We start from the raw sequence: 15,890 nt of genomic DNA on the forward strand, positions 1-15,890 counted from the left end.
TCCCTTTTTGAAAAAAAGTTCAAAAGGGGGGTTTACGCCCCCCCATCACTGTGGCTATAAGCTGCTCAACGCTGATCCCGAATAGCTCAGTTGGTAGAGCAAGCGACTGTTAATCGCTGGGTCGTAGGTTCGAGTCCTACTTCGGGAGCCACCTTTCCTCAAAATCAGTTTACGCATGTCGGTTAGGGATTTCCCCTATCTGGCCGGTGCGTTTTGTCGTGTACGCATGCTGACAACGGACCGGCAAGGACATCGCCAGCCGCGAAGCCCATGCACCGACTGCATGCTATCGCAATGCGTGGCGATACTGTTGGACTGTTGCAGTTTGTTCAGGACGCGCCACAACGCCGTGCGACGGACATGATGACTTATCGATAATAACCGAGGGCGCTTGTCGGCCTGCTCCAGAGCAAGGGTCCCTGTGCCTGACTTCAAGCGAACTGACGCACCGACATGGCATAATCGGAATGCAGATTCATTGCAGGGCACCAGCGCGGCTGACCACGCCGGTCGCCAGCCTGTCCTAGCGGAAATCAGCCCTGAATTTTGTTACCGCAGCCTGTGCGCAGGCTTCATCCTTGTCACCACCCGGCGCACCCGAAACCCCGATCCCACCGAGCACGGCATTATCCGACACCCGGCGCAGCGTGACCCCACCGGGCACAAACAGGACTTCCGGAATTGTATTGAGCGCCCCATTGGGCGGCCCACCTGCCTTGGCGGCGATCAGTTCGCTGGTGGTGTTCAGGTTGAAGGCCAGACCATAGGAATAAGCCGTATAGGCCTTGCGATAGGAAACGGATAGCGACTGCAACGGCACGCTATCCCCCTTGATGACGGCCTGCTGATGGCCTGTTGTGTCCACCACCGTCGCGGTGACGGAATACCCCTGCCCTGCGCAACTCCGCACAGCTTCCGCCGCCAGTTTTTCAGCCGTGCTCCAGTCAAGCTTGGGCGTAATGACGATATGGCCCTGTGCATGGGCGGATGCCGACATGCCCAGCCCCATGAAAGTCGCCGCACACCATAGCTGCCAACCGGATTGCACCATGCGCCCATTCCCTGCCCTGAAGGGAGCATGATGCAGAACCGTAAGAAAAAACCGCAACAGCAAAAGCGCCCGTACACATAATAGTGCCCACCCCGGCACGATGGAGCCGGGGCGGGTTCAGACCCTTACAGACCCAGCGTGCGCCGTAATCCCGCACAGTAGGCATCCATGAACCGGCGTGACAGTTCAGCCTCCGGCACGAACATGTCGAACACATGGTAGGCTCCGGGCACGACCATTACCTCCGTCGGGACGCCGGACGCCATGAGACGGCGGGCATATTCCAGATCCTCGCACAGGAACAGGTCCATCGACCCTACCCCGATAAAGGTGGGCGGCAGACCGGACAGATCCTTTGCCCGCGCGGCGGCGGCATAGGCGGACGTATCGTCACCCCCCGCCGCACTCCCCAGATAGGCTTCCCATGCGTATTTATTGGCCGAACGGGTCCAGACAAATTCCCCAAAATCCGGCGCAGGATCGACTTTCGTGGCCGTGCGGTCATCCAGCATGGGATAGATCAGCAACTGATAGGCCAGCCTGTATTCCTTGCGGTCACGCGCCATGAGGGCGAGTGCGGCACTCAGGCCGCCGCCTGCACTTTCACCCGCAACGGCTACCTTGTCTGGGTTGATGCCAAGCTGGGCGGCATTATCGTTCATCCATTTCAGGGCTGCATAGCAATCCTCGATCGCACCGGGATATTTGACCTCCGGCGCCAGACGATAATCGACGGACACGATCACAAAACCCATACGGCTGGCCAGAACCTGGCATTTGGGGTCATCGACCTCCGGATGGCCGGAAACCAGACCACCACCATGGATATAGACCATGGCGGGTGCATTCGGCTGACGCTTGCGCGGGCGATAGACAAGCACACGCACATCCGGCGCGCCCTTCAGGCCGGGCACGTATTCTTCCTGCACTTCCACATCCGGCAGGGGCTTGCCTTCGATCAGCCGCACGGATGTCATGAAGATTTCGCGCACTTCCGGCAGCGATCGCCCCGACAGGCCATCGAAAGAAGGCATCTTTTCCAGAATTGGCAGAAATTCGGGATTTACGACATTTTTGGGCATAATCAACAGAGTCCTCTTTTATCACAGGCAGCCACACGGGACGCCCTGATGCACAGGACCCTCACGCACGGAGCCGTGAACAACCATGATCGACATCAAATAATATTAGATACATTTGAATATAAAATATAAACATATAAGATTATCCCATCAAATATATTTAAAAACAAAATCATATTAAATATTTATAGGATACATTTGCGCCATTTATATAATAATATGCGAATCAATTTATGAATGAATACAAGGCATGTTATCGAATTATCAGAATTATCCATTCATTTATGATGATGAATTTTTCACATACGCACTGATCTGTTTTGTTTTTACCAGCACAACAAGAAGTAAAAAATAAATATCACAAGAATATCCGGCAGCTATCCATCACGCGGAATATGTAACGCACGATCTGAACCAGTGCTGCTGCGTGGCGTTCTATCCCAACGCAAGAACTCCGCAGGCCATTTGTCGCCGGAAGCAGAAACAAAAAGGCACAAAGAGCAGGAATATTCTTACATAACATATACTTCATGCAACTAAACAAAAATAAACCTTCCATACGGATTTTTTATATATAATATGCGCAGACTATAAATACGGAAGGATCACCATTGTCAGACATTACGGCGCTTATTCCTGATGTCGTCCTCTTTGTTATTTTTCCATGGGGGCTGTGGCGGCTGCTGAACCGGACAATACCGATTGTTGTCCTGCCCATCCTTCTGGGTATCGGGCTGGCCGTAATGCATGCGCCGGTGCAGGAACTGGGCATCCCCTCGACCTGCGGCAACAATATCGGCTGGCTGGCCGTGCTGGTTCTTGCCTTCACCGCCGGGCTAGAAATGTGGCAGTCACCCGATGCGCATGTTTCGGCCCATACCATTCCCGCCCCCGCCCTTGGGCGACTGCTTGGCGGCGCGTTGATGGCGCTTGGCGGACCGTTCCTGATCGGGTCATTCTTCGTATATTATTTCTTCCTGCCCCTGCATGGATGGCAGCCGCCCCATGTCGGACCGGTTATCGGCGCCATGGCCATCGGGCTGTGTATTGCCGTCAGTGCGCTGCCCGTGCTGATCGGAATCGTGCGTGAACTGCCGCCGGTCCAGCGTTCCATAGGGCAGCTTGCGCTCAAGCTGGCTGTGGTGGATGACGCGGCCCTGTGGATCGGGCTGGTCATGTTGCAGTTCGCCGCACGCGGTCCCGCCGCCCTGCATGGCTGGACGGGACTGGAACTGGTGGCGGTGGCCCTGCTGATTGCGCTGGCGATTGCCAGCAACTGGGCGACCCATAACATGCGCAATCCGCCTGCATGGGTCATATGGATGTCGGTGCCGGTATATCTGGCCGCCGGATCATGGGCGAGCATGCAACTCGGCCTGCATGAACTGATCGGGGCCTATTTCGCCGGGGCACTGATGCCGCCGCGTTGGGTAGCACGACTGCCGGTGGAAAAGGTGGGGACGTTCTCGCTCATCTGGCTTGCCCCCCTGTTCTTTGGCCATAGCGGCCTGCACATCAATGGCGATGCGCTGACATGGCCGTCAATCGTGGCGTCGTTCATGCTGGTGGTCATTTCCGTTCTGGCCAAGATGGGATCGGTCTACATCTTTCCACCCGCACCGGGCCTGACGCGGCGGCAGGCCCTTGGCCTTGGTTCGCTGCTGCAATGCAAGGGGCTTATGGAAATCGTCGCGGCCACGATCCTGCATGCACAGGGCATGCTGTCGGACTTTGCCTTCGCCTCCCTTATGGTGCTGGCCGTTATTTCCACGGCGTTGACCGGGCCGCTTTTCCGCCTGTTCGCACCCCGCACGGGCGCAAGCGACACAGTACGGTAAAGAGCGGGTTCACAACCCTAATCAGCCGTGAGGTCATCCAGCCGGTCCAGATGCCACAGGGCCGGAAACATCCGTATCCACGCGGCGGTGACGAGCAGCGTGCCAACACCGCCCAGCGCGACGGAACCCACGGGTCCGATCAGGCTGGCCAGCATCCCGCTTTCGAACTCGCCCAACTGGTTGGACGAACCAAGGAACAGCATGTTCACGGCCGAGACGCGCCCACGCATGCTGTCGGGCGTGCGCAACTGCACCAGCGCGCCACGAATGACGACACTGACCACGTCCGCCGCCCCCAGCACCGCCAGCGCGAGAATGGAAACCGCCATGGAACGCGACACGGCAAATATGATGGTCGCCACGCCAAATATGGCCACGGCCATGAACATGCGCGGCCCGGAGCGGCGGTTAAGAGGTCGCCATACCAGTATGATGGAACAGATCACCGCCCCGATGGCCGGTGCCGCCCGCAGCAGGCCAAGCCCCATTGGCCCGGCACGCAGGATATCGCTGGCATAAACCGGCAGCATGGCCGTCGCCCCGCCCAGCAGCACGGCAAACAGATCAAGCGAGATCGCCCCCAGCATGTCGGGACGCCCGCGCATGAACTGCGCAACCTCGATAATTGCGGCGCGGGAAAGAGGCACGCGCGGACGGGGCGTAAAGACCAGCGGAATGCACAATGTGCTTATGCACGCCGCCGCGAACCCGACCGCGCAGACCAGATAGCACACCCCTGCCCCGGCACCGTACAGCAGACCCCCGACGGATGGCCCGGTCACCGCCGCCGCCTGGAACAGTGATGAGGATACCGCTGCCGCCCGGGGAAACATATGCGCGGGCACGAGGGCGGGCAGGAAGGTCTGCTGGCTGGGCATCTCGAACGCGCGGGCGGCACCGAATATGATGACCATGGCATAGATCATCCATGGCGTCGTCCACCCACCCAACGCGCCAATGGCCATGAGCAGGGCGGAAACGGCCTCGACACACTGGCATATCACCACGATCAGCCGACGGTTGAAATGATCTGCCGCATGACCCGCAGGCAGAAGCAGTCCCACCATGGGCAGGAACTGCGCAAGCCCCACCAGCGCCAGCGCCGTGGTGCTGTGGGTCAGGGCGTAAATCTGCCAGCCCACCGCCACCGCCTGCACGCAGGCGGAAAAGGAGGACGCCGTGCGCGCCCACAGGAAGGCAAGCAGGCCCGGATGACGCCATAGCGACACCGGCTGCGGCGTAAGTTGCGTATTTTCCGTAGTGGGGGATGGGGGTGCGGAAGGCATGGTCGGCCATCCTAACAGCAGTCACGAAAAATATCCTATGGTGGCCCCTGAAATTTGCGTTCACCTGTTTGCAAATCCGTACCAACACGGGCAAAAGCTGTTCCATGACAGACCCTGCAAAGCATGCCGTCGTGCCCAGCACCCAAGGGGACACGCGTGACTGGCTTGATATCCGCGCCGGTACGGTCGTGGACGCCCACCCCGTGCATGAAGCACGGCAGCACGCCATGCGGCTGACCATCGATTTCGGCCCCCATATCGGGATGCGGTCGTCGGTGGTGCAGGTCAATCACCGCTATATCCCTGCCCGGCTGGTTGGCCGCCAGATCTGCGCGGTGATCAATATGCCCCCCCGACAGGTCGGATCCTTCCGCAGTGAAGTACTGACGCTGGGGATGCCCGACAGTAATGGAGAGGTCGTCCTGATACGCCCGGACGGCCGCGTTCCCGATGGAGGAAAACTTTTCTGATGGCTACAAGCTACGCAACCGTAACCTGGGACCAGCTTCACCGCGATGCCCGCCAACTGGCCAGCACGCTGATGACCCGGGGCCCGTTCAAGGGAATTGTGGCCATCACGCGCGGCGGCATGATCCCCGCCGCGATCATCGCCCGTGAACTGGACTGCCGTCTGATCGAGACGGTTTCCGTCGTGACGTATGACGAACAGAAGATGGGCCAGTCCAGCGTGGTCAAGAAGCCCGAGGCTGCGGGCGACGGCGAAGGCTTCCTGATCATTGATGATCTGGTTGATTCGGGCGTTACCGCCCAGATCGTGCGCAAGATGCTGCCCAAGGCCCTGTTCGCCTGCCTGTACGCAAAACCCGCAGGCCGCCCGATTACCGATATCTTCGTGGTGGAAGTCCCGCAGGATACATGGGTGCTGTTCCCGTGGGACACGGCGCCGCTGTTCATTCCGCCGCTGGCCAGCAAGTCCGCTGAAGAGGTCTGATCCACCAGCCGCTTCCCATTACACGACGTGTTGTTCGCCGCGCCCGCCAGACCTGCTTGCCGCAGGACCGGTGGGCGCGGTATTTTTTTTGCAAGAATGTGCTTGCCAGAACAGCAGTTGCCACATAGTTTCCCGCTCGTGGTCGCGGGGCGTGGCGCAGCCTGGTAGCGCGCGTGTTTTGGGTACACGAGGCCCCCGGTTCGAGTCCGGGCGCCCCGACCATATCCAGGGAGACGGATAGTAATGCGAGCCCGGATTTACAGGCAGTCAAAACCCGCCGGCCAGTCAGGTCAGGCCACTACCCATACATGGATACTGGATTACGGGCAGAACCGCCCCCGCCATGTCGATACCCTTATGGGCTGGACCGGCAGCGCGGATACCCCATCGCAGATACGCCTGCAATTCCCCGATCAGGACAGCGTCGTGGCCTACGCCACGGAACAGGGCATCGCCTTCGATATCGAAATTCCGGCGCCGCGCATGCGTCGCCCAAAGGCATATGCCGATAATTTCCGTCATGACCGTATCCAGAACTGGACGCACTAGGTTCGATCTGGCACAACGACATGCCCCGCGCCCTTAGCTCAGTTGGATAGAGCAACAGCCTTCTAAGCTGTGGGTCGCTGGTTCGAATCCAGCAGGGCGCGCCATTTTTCAATGGGTTAGCAGATTCAAAGTTTGCATGGTTTGCAGATGGTTTGCAGTGCACCATGGGTCACCGCAGAAGTGAATCAGCCCAGACGGCCGCGCGTGGCAGCGATCGAGACGACCTTGCTGGTCTCTCGATCCTGATGTTTTTCCCACAATTGCACACCAGCCACGGCGACTTCCGTGCGGCGGGCCAGATAGGTGTCGATGATCCGTTGATAATAATCGATACCGTGCCCGCTGATAGATGCGATTTGCGGCGTTGTGGCACCGGCCTCGGCCAACCTTACGATACCCGTCCGACGAAGGTCGCGGCGCTATCGATGACTCTCGACAAATCGCTCCCGGACTTCTTCTTTCGAGAAACCTTCCCGAAAAAGCTGCCTAGGTTCTATTGACAAAAAGTTTTCTCAGACTGGCCTGGACGTGATTCAACGTTGGTCTTTGCGGAGACCTGTGAATGCGTGGCGACCTGACGGACGAGGAATGGGCGATCATTGGCGGCCTGCTGCCGCCTGAACGTGGCCGTTGGTCACGACCGGCACAGGATAACCGTCTGTTTCTCAATGGAATGCTTTATGTGCTGCGTGTTGGTTGCCCATGGCGGGACATGCATGAGCGCTACGGAAAATGGAACTCGGTCTATGTGTGGTTCCGTCGATGGGCAGAACAGGGCGTCTGGGACGCTCTGCTGGAAACGCTGGTTGAACTCGGTCTGACCGATGACTGGCAGCACATGATCGACAGCACGGTCGTTCGGGCTCACAGCCAGGCGGCTGGCGCAAAAGGGGGACGCATAAGGAAGGCTTTGGTCGAAGCCGCGGCGGCTTTACGAGCAAGAACCACGCCCGTGCTGACGGTCAGGGACGCCCTCTTGGCTTCGACCTGACGGGGGGTGAAGTTTCTGATTATTCCGGCGCTGATGCCCTGATGGACCTGCCGGTCGTGACACCACGCCGACTTCTGGCCGACAAGGGGTATGATAGTGACAGGATACGAGAGAACCTGCTTTTTCGAGGCATTCTTCCCGTAATCCCACCGCGTTCAAATCGCACAGAGGATATTCCCTGCGACTTTCGTCGTTATCGGGATCGAAACCGTATCGAGCGGATGTTCAACAAACTGAAGCAGTTCCGACGTATCGCCACACGATATGACAAGACAAGAAAATCGTTCCTCGCCTTTCTTAACCTCGCAGCCGTGAAATTGTGGCTACTGTCTTTTGTCAACAGAACCTAGACCCAAGCACCAACAGAGGCAGCGTGCGCTAACATGGCTATAGTCAGGGGCTTAGGACCTAGCCGAGGACGCTTTCTATTCACAAAGCCGAACAACAGTGCACCTATGATTCCTTCACCTTCTTCTGGGAAATATTTTTCGAAATCAAAATTTTGAGCACTGACATCAAAGTACTCAAAGTAACGGTGCATTAGGTTCTTAGCGTCGTCGTTGTACATACGAAGATCGCCTCGCAGTGTCGTATTTTCTGTCAATTCGCGTGGTTTCGGGCCCGGAACTTGTTCAGAAATAAATGACAAGATTTCAGATAACGCGTCTTCGTAAGATTTTACCATGCCATTTTGTCCTCCGGCTTGACTAAAGCGTTATAGCGTCGAACTGATTTCAAGATGATTTCAGTAACGTCCTTCGTCATGACGACATAACCAACAAATGGGATGGTTCGCCCTACCCATGCTCCTAAATGTCTTGTCATAGCAATACGAAGAGTGAATAACGATTTTCCGGTAAACATCGGAAGACGAAAAGGTAGCTGAACGTCAATAGCTTGCCGAGAAGCCAAATATGCGACTGACGTCCCTTTGGTAGCGCCCGAGGACTTCCCCCGTGTCGAGATTACTGGCTGCTCACTTATAATCGCGATAGCCTCCACAATATAATCAATACATAATTGTTATTTGTAAGCATCGATTAAAATACAAACAAACAAAATCTCTGCATTTATACCGCAAAGACGGTTGCATTAATACGTTTTCATAGCGACCTGCTTGAGTGAATATTTTGAACGAGGCATGGAGATATTCTCTCTAGGTAAGCAATTATGCCGCTTCAATGAACAAAAAAATGTGTATTTTTGTAAAAATGTACAAAAATAACAAGTTGTCTGGAAGCGGCGCAAAAATACGACCACCTTACCTTCCGAGGCCTTATGCCTTTGAAGGTATAAAACCATATCGTTCTTTATTTGTTCCGAATTCTGCGCGCAGTGTCAACGATGCATCCTGTGTGCGGGATTGTCTGAACCAATGTCTGCTTTACGAAAAGTAACAGATAAGAGCGAATGACCGACATGAGGCGGCAGTCGCCTGTCTCCTCCTGGAACGCTGAACCGATTCGCAATCTTGGCGAGATTTTTACCCACCGGCCCTTCCCAGAGATAAGGTATAAACTGCTATCATAACGGACCTCCTCATGGAGTTAATATGCCGCCGCCGATCACAGTAAGACTTGTACCTCACGATCCAAGGTGGGCAGAAAGCGCCTCACGCGAAGCGCGGCGCCTTCAGGAGAACGTCTCAGCAACCCACGCTGTCCACCACATCGGATCGACATCAATCCCAGGGATTGTCGCAAAGCCCATACTCGACCTGATGCCAGTGGTTTCATCATTGGATGCTCTGGACTTACAACGTGCAGCGATTGAAGCACTTGGTTATCAGTGGCATGGTGCGTACGGCATAGAGGGGCGGCGTTACTGCACCTTGGATGATCCAGAAACCGGCCAACGATTAATTCAACTGCATTGCTTCGCTAATGGTGACCAAAATCTCCGCCGCCACCTCGCCTTCCGAGACTATCTGCGCAGTTCACCTGAAATGGCGCAACATTACGAGCGCGAGAAACTCCGATGCGCTGGCCGCCATCCCACAGACAGCCATACCTATTCCGACTGCAAGAGCGCACTGATCAAACGCATCGAAGCTGAGGCTTTGAAGTGTTATCCTTAAAATTAGTTTAATAAGGCCAACACTCAATGTAGCTGCGAGCACCAGATATCTATTGTCTGCTTTGCAGCATAAGGTCTTGCTGACCGGATGACTGAGATGAGGCGAAACCAGTCATCTGTGTCCGTGGTCGAGTGACCCGAGGTTTGCGGTTCATGCGATGCTGCGGCAGATTGGGGCATGGTCCGTATTTTCATCGATTCTGATGCCTGCCCCGTGAAAGACGAAGTGTATCGTGTGGCCGGGCGCTATGGCTTGCATGTTTTCGTTGTCTCCAACCGGATGATTGCGGTGCCGGAATCGCCGTTAATCGAGCGCGTAGTGGTAAATTCAGGACCTGACGTCGCAGATGACTGGATTGCCGAGCGCACCTTGGACAGGGACATCGTCATTACGGCGGATATTCCACTGGCGGCGCGCTGCATTGAAAAAGGCTCGTACGTTCTCGAACCGAAGGGGCGCCGTCTGGACCGTGATGCGATTGGCATGGCGTTGGCGATGCGCAATCTGATGACAGATCTGCGCTCGGTGGGCGTTATGACCTCGACCGGGACTGCGTTTGGGAAAGCTGATCGATCTCGCTTCCTCTCGGAACTCGATACGTTGGTTGTAAGGGCACGCAAGCCGTGACGTGGCCGGAATAGCGGCTGATGCGTTGCAGTTCGTTTGAAATTTGAAACGGGAATATCCGGTTTCGGGTTGGCAGGATAATCCGTTGAGTGCCTAAAATGAGGCGACTACCGCCTGTCTGCTGGATGTTCACTGAACAGACAGGCAACGGGCGTGTCGTCAGTTAATTCCAATGATGGCGAAGACGAATTGCACGGCTATGAGGAAAGTTGACTTCAGCTTGTCGTAGCGTGTCGCTATGCCTCTGAACTGCTTCAGTCTGGCGAAGAACCGTTCAATGATGTTTCGTTTTTTATAAATTGAAAAACGGGTTTTTCGTAGAAAGATACGGTTTTTCCTTGAGGGGATAACCGGTGTGATCCCCCGCTCTTCGCGTTTTTCGATGAGGGGACCGGCGTCATAAGCCGTGTCGGCGATGAAGACCTCGGGATCGACTTCATCCAGGAGAGGCTCTGCTTCAGTGATGTCCGTCCTTTGCCCGGGTGTCAGGGAAAGAGCCACAGCCTTTCCCGCGGCATCGACAATGGCATGGATTTTGGTAGTCAGTCCGCCACGGGATCGGCCGGCGGCCTGATCCACCCCCTTTTTTATAGACGCCCGCACTATGCTGGTGAGCGCGGACAATCGTGCTGTCGATCATCATGTATTCGTTGTCATGGTCAGCAGCCAGATGCCGGAAAATCCGTTCGATCACACCGCTTTCACACCAGCGACGCAGCCGCCGGTGCACGTTCTTCCAGTCCCCAAAGCGGACAGGCAGGTCACGCCAGGGAATGCCTGCGCGATAACGATACAGCACGGCTTCGATAAGCAGACGGTTATCCGCAGCCGTCCCGCCGACATGACCTTTGCGACCCGGGAGAAGGTCCTTTATCTGCTCCCACTGACCGTCGCTCAGACCATACCGTCGCATTCACACTCTCCCCGAAAAACAGGGAGAAAACATCACAGATCAGGCAGGAGTACAAGCGGCATAATCCTCCCGCTTAACTGACGACACGCCCTAACCCGTTCTTTCCTTCGCACCCGACGGAACCGTGGCCACGACCGGGGATATATCTTCAACCGGCCTGCGACCGGGGGCGACGCGGCGGAACCACATCACAACAGGGCGCAGGCAGATGCACAGCATGATCAATGCCGCGACATCGGCGGCCGCAGCAGCCCCCTCCAGATGCCACAGCGTTGTCATGCCATAGACCAGCGGTAGGTAGGTCAGCGTTACGATGATGCGCCCCTTCAGCACCTGCGAGACCTGCCCGATAACGGTCAGCAGCGGCTCAAGCGGCACGACGCCAAGACCCAGTATCGCGCTGCCCAGCATCAGCATGATCAGGTGCCGCCCCCCCTGCCAGTGAACATGCAGCATCCATGTCAGCAGGATATTGCCAATCGCCATCGCCACGCCCATGAGCAGGATGGAAAATCCGCCGATCATAAGGAACAGCTTGGTCGTGACACGTTTGATGCCGTACCAGTCCTGCTTTTCGCGCAGGCGGATGAATTCGGGGTAGAGTGCCGGCATCATAAGCTGCGCGGGCTTGGCGATCCCTTCACCAATCTGGCGGGACACGCGATAGACGGCGGCATCGGCCGGCCCCAGCAGCCCCCCCACCAGCAGCGTGCCGAACTGGTTGAAAACCGATCCCAGCACATGATTGCAACTGGTGGAAAGCGTGAAGCGCCAGATACCCGGCGCATCGCCGGACTTGAGGCGACTAAACAGGCTGAAACCTGCCAGCCCCCCTGCCCGCCTTATCTGCAGCCAGCCCAGCGTGGTGCTGCTCATGAACATGACAAGCTGCGTCCCGCTCCACACCAGCAGGTAGTAATCCAGACCCATATGCCACATGAAGCCAAGACCTGACCCCACCGTGCGAACCAGCACGCCCGACAGATCGGTCAGCGTTGTCAGCCAGAAGGAATTGCACAGCCGGAACACACCCGCCGACCAGCTTGTATTGGTATAGGAAATCGTCACCATATAGATCAGCGCCGCCGTCTGATCGGCGGCAGGCCAGCCCATATAAGTGCCGAAAAGCACCACCCCCAGCGAGCCGACAAGCCAGCCCACACTCCCGCTGATATAATCGGCCCGCATACAGAACGCCAGCACGCGGGCGAACTGCGCCCGCCTGCCACGGGTAAAGGGATCAGTCCCGAAATGCAGCAATGGCTGCCATGACTGCAGATGCGTTGCGGCGGATACGGCGGCGCCGAATGTCGTCACCAGCATCAGCACACCGAACTGCTGCAATCCGAGTGCGCGCACGGCCCACGCGACGTAGACAAAGCTGCACACCGCATTCGTCGCCCGCCCGGCGATCAGGAAACCGGTATTGCCAAAAATACGCCTGAGCGCATCCCGTTCCTCACTGGACATGGGCGCTCACACGTACCAAAGCCCGCGCACGGCAAAAACCCGGACACGTTCCCTCTAGACCACCGGCGAAAACGATAGCGCAAGCCCCCCTGGCTGAACTCAGGCGCGGGTTATGGCCAACAGGCTGTCGTCCGCGATATCTGGCATCAATGCCCATGGCTTCATACTTTAATGCGCCGGGCCGGTTGCCGCTAGCCCCCTGCCCCCACGCGTTGCAAACGATTCGTAACCGGCGATGCCGCCAGCGCCCAGCCAACCGCCATGAACAGCCACCCCGCCGTGGGCTGGGTCAGGAACGAGCTGGATGACTGAACAGGCCAGAAAACCAGAAAACAGGTAATGGCCATCATCATCCGGCCCGGATCGCGTGCGGGAGACAGGTCCGTGCAGGCCACCCGCAACCAGCATAGCACCAACACCACATACAGACCGATGGCAGGCAGCCCGCCCATGGTCCCGATCAGCAGATAGTAGTTATGGGGGTGCAGATTACAGCCCGCCGCCCCGCCATGGGCACCTTCCGCCACGCCAAGCCATGGCAAGCCGTGGAAATAGGCCGGATCGGGACAGGCATGGCGAAATCCGTCAAATCCCAGCCCCAGCCATGGATGATGCCAGACCATGACACCCGCGCGGATAAACAGCATTCCGTAAGGACTGTCGGCAAAACCGTGCAGATGTGCGATGAAATTCACGACCAGCTTCTGATACGCCTGCGGCGCCAGCAGGGGTGACAGCACAACGCCCACCGCCCCCAATCCGGCAGCCACCAGCATCCCGCCCCGCAGACGCGGGATCAGAACGCCCACTATCCCCATCGCCATCAAAAAGTGCAGCAGCGGCATGCGCTGGGCCACCAGCACCATGGTCAGCATCAGGCCCATCAATATGGCTGCCGCCATGGTGCGCCCCCGCCTGCCTTCTCGCATGGATAACGTCATGGCCAGCGGGAACAGGGTGGGAAGTGCTGTCATGACCAGCGCATGCCCCGCGCGTGGTGCCCATAATGGACCAAGCAGCGCGCCATCAGCCCACCGCCCATACCCCATGAAGTTACGCCCACACAGATACTGCTGCCAGCACCCGGCCACCAGCCACACGGCCACCGCAGCATAAGCCTGCCCCAACATCCGCCGCGTGCGGGCATCGGGCAATATCCATACCTGCAGGGCCGCAACGAACAGGAAATAGCGCACGAAACACAGGGCCTGCACACCCGCATGAATGCCTCCCATTACGCCGGATGCAACAACAATGTCACCGCACAGCAGTGCCGCCACCACCACCCATGCCTGCCGTAACCAGCCCCAGTCCCGGCATAGCAGGCAATGCACGACAAACAGCACGGCCACCACCGTCATGACGGCTTCCGCCGGAGCCAGCGCGTACAGAAGCAACAGCGGCATGGGAATGACAAGGCCGGTTACACCCCGCCGCATCCAGTGCTCCACCCGCTGCATCAATCCTGTGTCCCACATGCCATCATGCACCGCATATGATACGCAGCCCGTCCCCATGAAAAGTGTAATGTCCAGGAAGAGGCCCGATAGCTGTCACTGCCCCTACGCGGCCTCGTGTATGTTTGTCGTCCCGTTCATTCATCAGCGGGGCCCTCCCATAACTCAGGCCGTCATGAGGCCTTGTGGGCGGAACGAACCGGGATGGAATGTGTAAAAAGTCTGGATGAACGGGAGCCATATAATCGCGGCAACAGGGTGATTGCCCGTACTTTTCTTCCTGCGTCACACCCTTGCCGTCGATAGCACATACATCTTACGGGCGTTTCCTGTCTCCCGTCATCTCAACGCTGAACCACCCCATTATCCGTCCCTGAAGGGCTTCGGATACCCTGAAACATATGAAAAGACCCGCGTGATACCGTCGCCCGTTGCGGGACGTTATGGCGGGCCTGTATCGAAAAAGGGCAGCAGGACAGAAACCGGGAGCAGCACCCGTAAACCGTTACGCATGATCCACGTTGAGCCTTCACCCGCAGGAGGCCTGCCATGCGCCATACCTTACAGTTCCTCACCATCCTTGCCCTAAGCCTTTGTGCCACAGGCTGCCACCACCCATCGCATAACCGCCCTGTCTACTGGCATGAAAATCAGGACCCGTACAGAAACCCCGACCAGCACTGGAGCCGGGGGCCGCATACGGATCACTGACGCCGCGCAGATTCAGGCTGGAGAAAACGCAGGGGTCAGGCAGTCAGGGGCGATTGCACCGCGCGATCATCGAGATTACGACGCACATCCTGCACGAAACGCGAATATCTGACTGCCGTGAAGAAGATATCCATCAGGACACGGGCAGGCCATCTGCATGGACGCCTGACCTGAATCAGCAGGACATAGCGGGTATCGTCCGTATTGTTCCAGACTTCATGGTTATAGGTATCGTCAAACAGGATAGACTTGCCCGCGCTCCATGGATGGACGTGCATCTGTCCGTGATCTTCAATCTGTATCCAGCATTTTTCCCGGTCACGCGGAACATGCAGGGCCAGATGGTAGGTTAGCATGGCCTTCGTCATGCCCCTGTGCCGGGGGATATGACAGCCCGGTTCCAGCACGGAAAACGTCGCCGTGCACAGATTGGGAATCCGGTCGATCAGGGCGCTGGTGACAGGAACGCGCGCGCGGTTTTCCTGTCGCTGGTAGCCATACCCCTCCAGAAAGAAGGACCGCCAGCGTCGGTCGGCTGCGATGCGGCCATGGTCGGGTGATATGTCCCCAAGGGAGGGGATGTCCTCCCCCCCAAGCCGGATGGCCTCATCGCGTATCCTTTCCCAGTTCTGTTCCAGTTCCTTGACCCAGAACATGACATGCGGGTCAAAGACCGCCAGATCGGGAAGCAGGGAAAACCGCATGATGAAAGCATCAAGCCGGTCCCGGATGCCTTTGGTTAAATGATAGATCGATTTCCTTGTCGACATTTTTACTTTCTCAGAACACAGGCAGGATCAGGCCATATTATTTCGTGAGATAGCGCATGAACATGCCTGCATTTCGGCATGTACACCTGCGCTGACAGCATATCACACCAGCAACA

16 protein-coding genes, 3 tRNA genes and 1 pseudogene are annotated in these 15,890 nt (G+C 57.2%); 10 read left to right on the forward strand and 10 right to left on the reverse strand.

Features of this window, described 5'->3' with window-relative positions:
- Window positions 1–75: 75 nt before the first annotated feature.
- Window positions 76–151 (forward strand) — tRNA-Asn (locus KSAC_RS05115).
- A gap of 372 nt (window positions 152–523) precedes the next feature.
- Here KSAC_RS05115 and KSAC_RS05120 read toward each other — a convergent pair.
- Both KSAC_RS05120 and KSAC_RS05125 read right to left on the reverse strand, forming a co-directional pair.
- On the reverse strand, window positions 524–1,009 hold the full coding sequence (locus KSAC_RS05120; protein ID WP_243705352.1) for a GlcG/HbpS family heme-binding protein: 486 nt from the start codon (window positions 1,007–1,009) through the stop codon (window positions 524–526).
- Window positions 1,010–1,176: 167 nt separating this feature from the next.
- Complete coding sequence (locus KSAC_RS05125) at window positions 1,177–2,133, reverse strand: alpha/beta hydrolase (protein ID WP_132304575.1); 957 nt, start codon at window positions 2,131–2,133, stop codon at window positions 1,177–1,179.
- 611 nt (window positions 2,134–2,744) lie between these two features.
- On the opposite strand from KSAC_RS05125, the gene KSAC_RS05130 reads away from it, so the two are divergent.
- Entirely contained in the window at window positions 2,745–3,971 is a 1,227-nt protein-coding gene (locus KSAC_RS05130; RefSeq protein WP_132304577.1) for a cation:proton antiporter, read from the forward strand.
- A 17-nt stretch (window positions 3,972–3,988) separates the two neighbouring features.
- Here the strand turns inward: KSAC_RS05130 and KSAC_RS05135 are convergent, their stop codons facing one another.
- Window positions 3,989–5,257 carry an MFS transporter gene (locus KSAC_RS05135; protein WP_132304579.1) on the reverse strand — a complete coding sequence of 423 codons (1,269 nt, stop codon included), beginning with the start codon at window positions 5,255–5,257 and terminating at the stop codon, window positions 3,989–3,991.
- Window positions 5,258–5,361: 104 nt separating this feature from the next.
- Between KSAC_RS05135 and KSAC_RS05140 the strand changes: the two genes are divergently transcribed.
- The 5 genes from KSAC_RS05140 to KSAC_RS05160 all read left to right on the forward strand — a co-directional run bounded on the left by KSAC_RS05140 (window position 5,362) and on the right by KSAC_RS05160 (window position 6,862).
- Entirely contained in the window at window positions 5,362–5,727 is a 366-nt protein-coding gene (locus tag KSAC_RS05140; RefSeq protein WP_102324163.1) for a tRNA-binding protein, read from the forward strand.
- Window positions 5,727–6,209 (forward strand): xanthine phosphoribosyltransferase, encoded by a 483-nt coding sequence (gpt, locus tag KSAC_RS05145; RefSeq protein WP_102323348.1) that lies wholly within the window; start codon window positions 5,727–5,729, stop codon window positions 6,207–6,209. Before KSAC_RS05140 ends, gpt begins: the two co-directional genes overlap by 1 nt.
- A gap of 145 nt (window positions 6,210–6,354) precedes the next feature.
- A tRNA-Pro gene (locus KSAC_RS05150) sits at window positions 6,355–6,431 on the forward strand.
- 21 nt (window positions 6,432–6,452) lie between these two features.
- Window positions 6,453–6,758: an ETC complex I subunit gene (locus KSAC_RS05155; RefSeq protein WP_132304581.1), complete on the forward strand. Its 306-nt coding sequence runs from the start codon at window positions 6,453–6,455 to the stop codon at window positions 6,756–6,758.
- 27 nt (window positions 6,759–6,785) lie between these two features.
- Window positions 6,786–6,862 (forward strand) — tRNA-Arg (locus KSAC_RS05160).
- Window positions 6,863–6,943: 81 nt separating this feature from the next.
- Here the strand turns inward: KSAC_RS05160 and KSAC_RS05165 are convergent.
- Window positions 6,944–7,144, reverse strand: coding sequence for a hypothetical protein (locus KSAC_RS05165; RefSeq protein ID WP_132304583.1), 201 nt, complete (start codon window positions 7,142–7,144; stop codon window positions 6,944–6,946).
- A 200-nt stretch (window positions 7,145–7,344) separates the two neighbouring features.
- Between KSAC_RS05165 and KSAC_RS17805 the strand changes: the two are divergent.
- Window positions 7,345–8,096: pseudogene (locus KSAC_RS17805) on the forward strand (IS5 family transposase); the annotation flags it as partial.
- Here KSAC_RS17805 and KSAC_RS05175 read toward each other — a convergent pair.
- Both KSAC_RS05175 and KSAC_RS17810 read right to left on the reverse strand, forming a co-directional pair.
- A complete protein-coding gene (locus KSAC_RS05175) occupies window positions 8,096–8,434 on the reverse strand; it encodes a DUF1493 family protein (RefSeq protein WP_132304585.1) in 339 nt (112 codons plus the stop codon). The pseudogene KSAC_RS17805 and the gene KSAC_RS05175 overlap by 1 nt on opposite strands.
- Entirely contained in the window at window positions 8,428–8,763 is a 336-nt protein-coding gene (locus KSAC_RS17810) for an STM2901 family protein (protein WP_408884754.1), read from the reverse strand. Before KSAC_RS17810 ends, KSAC_RS05175 begins: the two co-directional genes overlap by 7 nt.
- A 538-nt stretch (window positions 8,764–9,301) precedes the next feature.
- Between KSAC_RS17810 and KSAC_RS05185 the strand changes: the two genes are divergently transcribed.
- Window positions 9,302–9,826, forward strand: a complete 525-nt coding sequence (locus KSAC_RS05185; RefSeq protein WP_132304589.1) for a GrpB family protein — start codon at window positions 9,302–9,304, stop codon at window positions 9,824–9,826.
- A 177-nt stretch (window positions 9,827–10,003) separates the two neighbouring features.
- Window positions 10,004–10,453: a YaiI/YqxD family protein gene (locus KSAC_RS05190; RefSeq protein ID WP_132304591.1), complete on the forward strand. Its 450-nt coding sequence runs from the start codon at window positions 10,004–10,006 to the stop codon at window positions 10,451–10,453.
- A 159-nt stretch (window positions 10,454–10,612) separates the two neighbouring features.
- On the opposite strand, the gene KSAC_RS05195 is transcribed toward KSAC_RS05190, so the two are convergent.
- From KSAC_RS05195 to KSAC_RS05210, 4 genes are all read right to left on the reverse strand, one after another.
- A protein-coding gene (locus KSAC_RS05195) for an IS5 family transposase (protein ID WP_132304593.1) occupies window positions 10,613–11,366 on the reverse strand; the annotation gives its coding sequence in 2 pieces (ribosomal slippage) (window positions 10,613–11,027 and window positions 11,026–11,366; 756 coding nt in all).
- A gap of 90 nt (window positions 11,367–11,456) precedes the next feature.
- Window positions 11,457–12,836 carry a lipopolysaccharide biosynthesis protein gene (locus KSAC_RS05200; protein WP_102323340.1) on the reverse strand — a complete coding sequence of 460 codons (1,380 nt, stop codon included), beginning with the start codon at window positions 12,834–12,836 and terminating at the stop codon, window positions 11,457–11,459.
- A gap of 191 nt (window positions 12,837–13,027) precedes the next feature.
- A complete protein-coding gene (locus KSAC_RS05205; RefSeq protein WP_207918772.1) occupies window positions 13,028–14,296 on the reverse strand; it encodes an O-antigen ligase family protein in 1,269 nt (422 codons plus the stop codon).
- Window positions 14,297–15,039: 743 nt separating this feature from the next.
- Complete coding sequence (locus tag KSAC_RS05210) at window positions 15,040–15,774, reverse strand: aspartyl/asparaginyl beta-hydroxylase domain-containing protein (protein ID WP_118963058.1); 735 nt, start codon at window positions 15,772–15,774, stop codon at window positions 15,040–15,042.
- Between the last annotated feature and the right edge of the window lie 116 nt (window positions 15,775–15,890).

Source organism: Komagataeibacter saccharivorans (genome assembly GCF_004348195.1).
Taxonomy (GTDB): Bacteria; Pseudomonadota; Alphaproteobacteria; order Acetobacterales; family Acetobacteraceae; genus Komagataeibacter; species Komagataeibacter saccharivorans.

What these genes read in the sequence shown, in the direction of transcription:
- KSAC_RS05120 (WP_243705352.1), bottom strand. Translation starts at nt 1,009, where the DNA reads ATGGGGCTGGGCATGTCGGCATCCGCCCATGCACAGGGCCATATCGTC.
- KSAC_RS05125 (WP_132304575.1), bottom strand. Translation starts at nt 2,133, where the DNA reads ATGCCCAAAAATGTCGTAAATCCCGAATTTCTGCCAATTCTGGAAAAG.
- KSAC_RS05135 (WP_132304579.1), bottom strand. Translation starts at nt 5,257, where the DNA reads ATGCCTTCCGCACCCCCATCCCCCACTACGGAAAATACGCAACTTACG.
- KSAC_RS05140 (WP_102324163.1), top strand. Translation starts at nt 5,362, where the DNA reads ATGACAGACCCTGCAAAGCATGCCGTCGTGCCCAGCACCCAAGGGGAC.
- gpt (WP_102323348.1), top strand. Translation starts at nt 5,727, where the DNA reads ATGGCTACAAGCTACGCAACCGTAACCTGGGACCAGCTTCACCGCGAT.
- KSAC_RS05155 (WP_132304581.1), top strand. Translation starts at nt 6,453, where the DNA reads ATGCGAGCCCGGATTTACAGGCAGTCAAAACCCGCCGGCCAGTCAGGT.
- KSAC_RS05175 (WP_132304585.1), bottom strand. Translation starts at nt 8,434, where the DNA reads ATGGTAAAATCTTACGAAGACGCGTTATCTGAAATCTTGTCATTTATT.
- KSAC_RS05185 (WP_132304589.1), top strand. Translation starts at nt 9,302, where the DNA reads ATGCCGCCGCCGATCACAGTAAGACTTGTACCTCACGATCCAAGGTGG.
- KSAC_RS05190 (WP_132304591.1), top strand. Translation starts at nt 10,004, where the DNA reads ATGGTCCGTATTTTCATCGATTCTGATGCCTGCCCCGTGAAAGACGAA.
- KSAC_RS05200 (WP_102323340.1), bottom strand. Translation starts at nt 12,836, where the DNA reads ATGTCCAGTGAGGAACGGGATGCGCTCAGGCGTATTTTTGGCAATACC.
- KSAC_RS05205 (WP_207918772.1), bottom strand. Translation starts at nt 14,296, where the DNA reads ATGCAGCGGGTGGAGCACTGGATGCGGCGGGGTGTAACCGGCCTTGTC.
- KSAC_RS05210 (WP_118963058.1), bottom strand. Translation starts at nt 15,774, where the DNA reads ATGTCGACAAGGAAATCGATCTATCATTTAACCAAAGGCATCCGGGAC.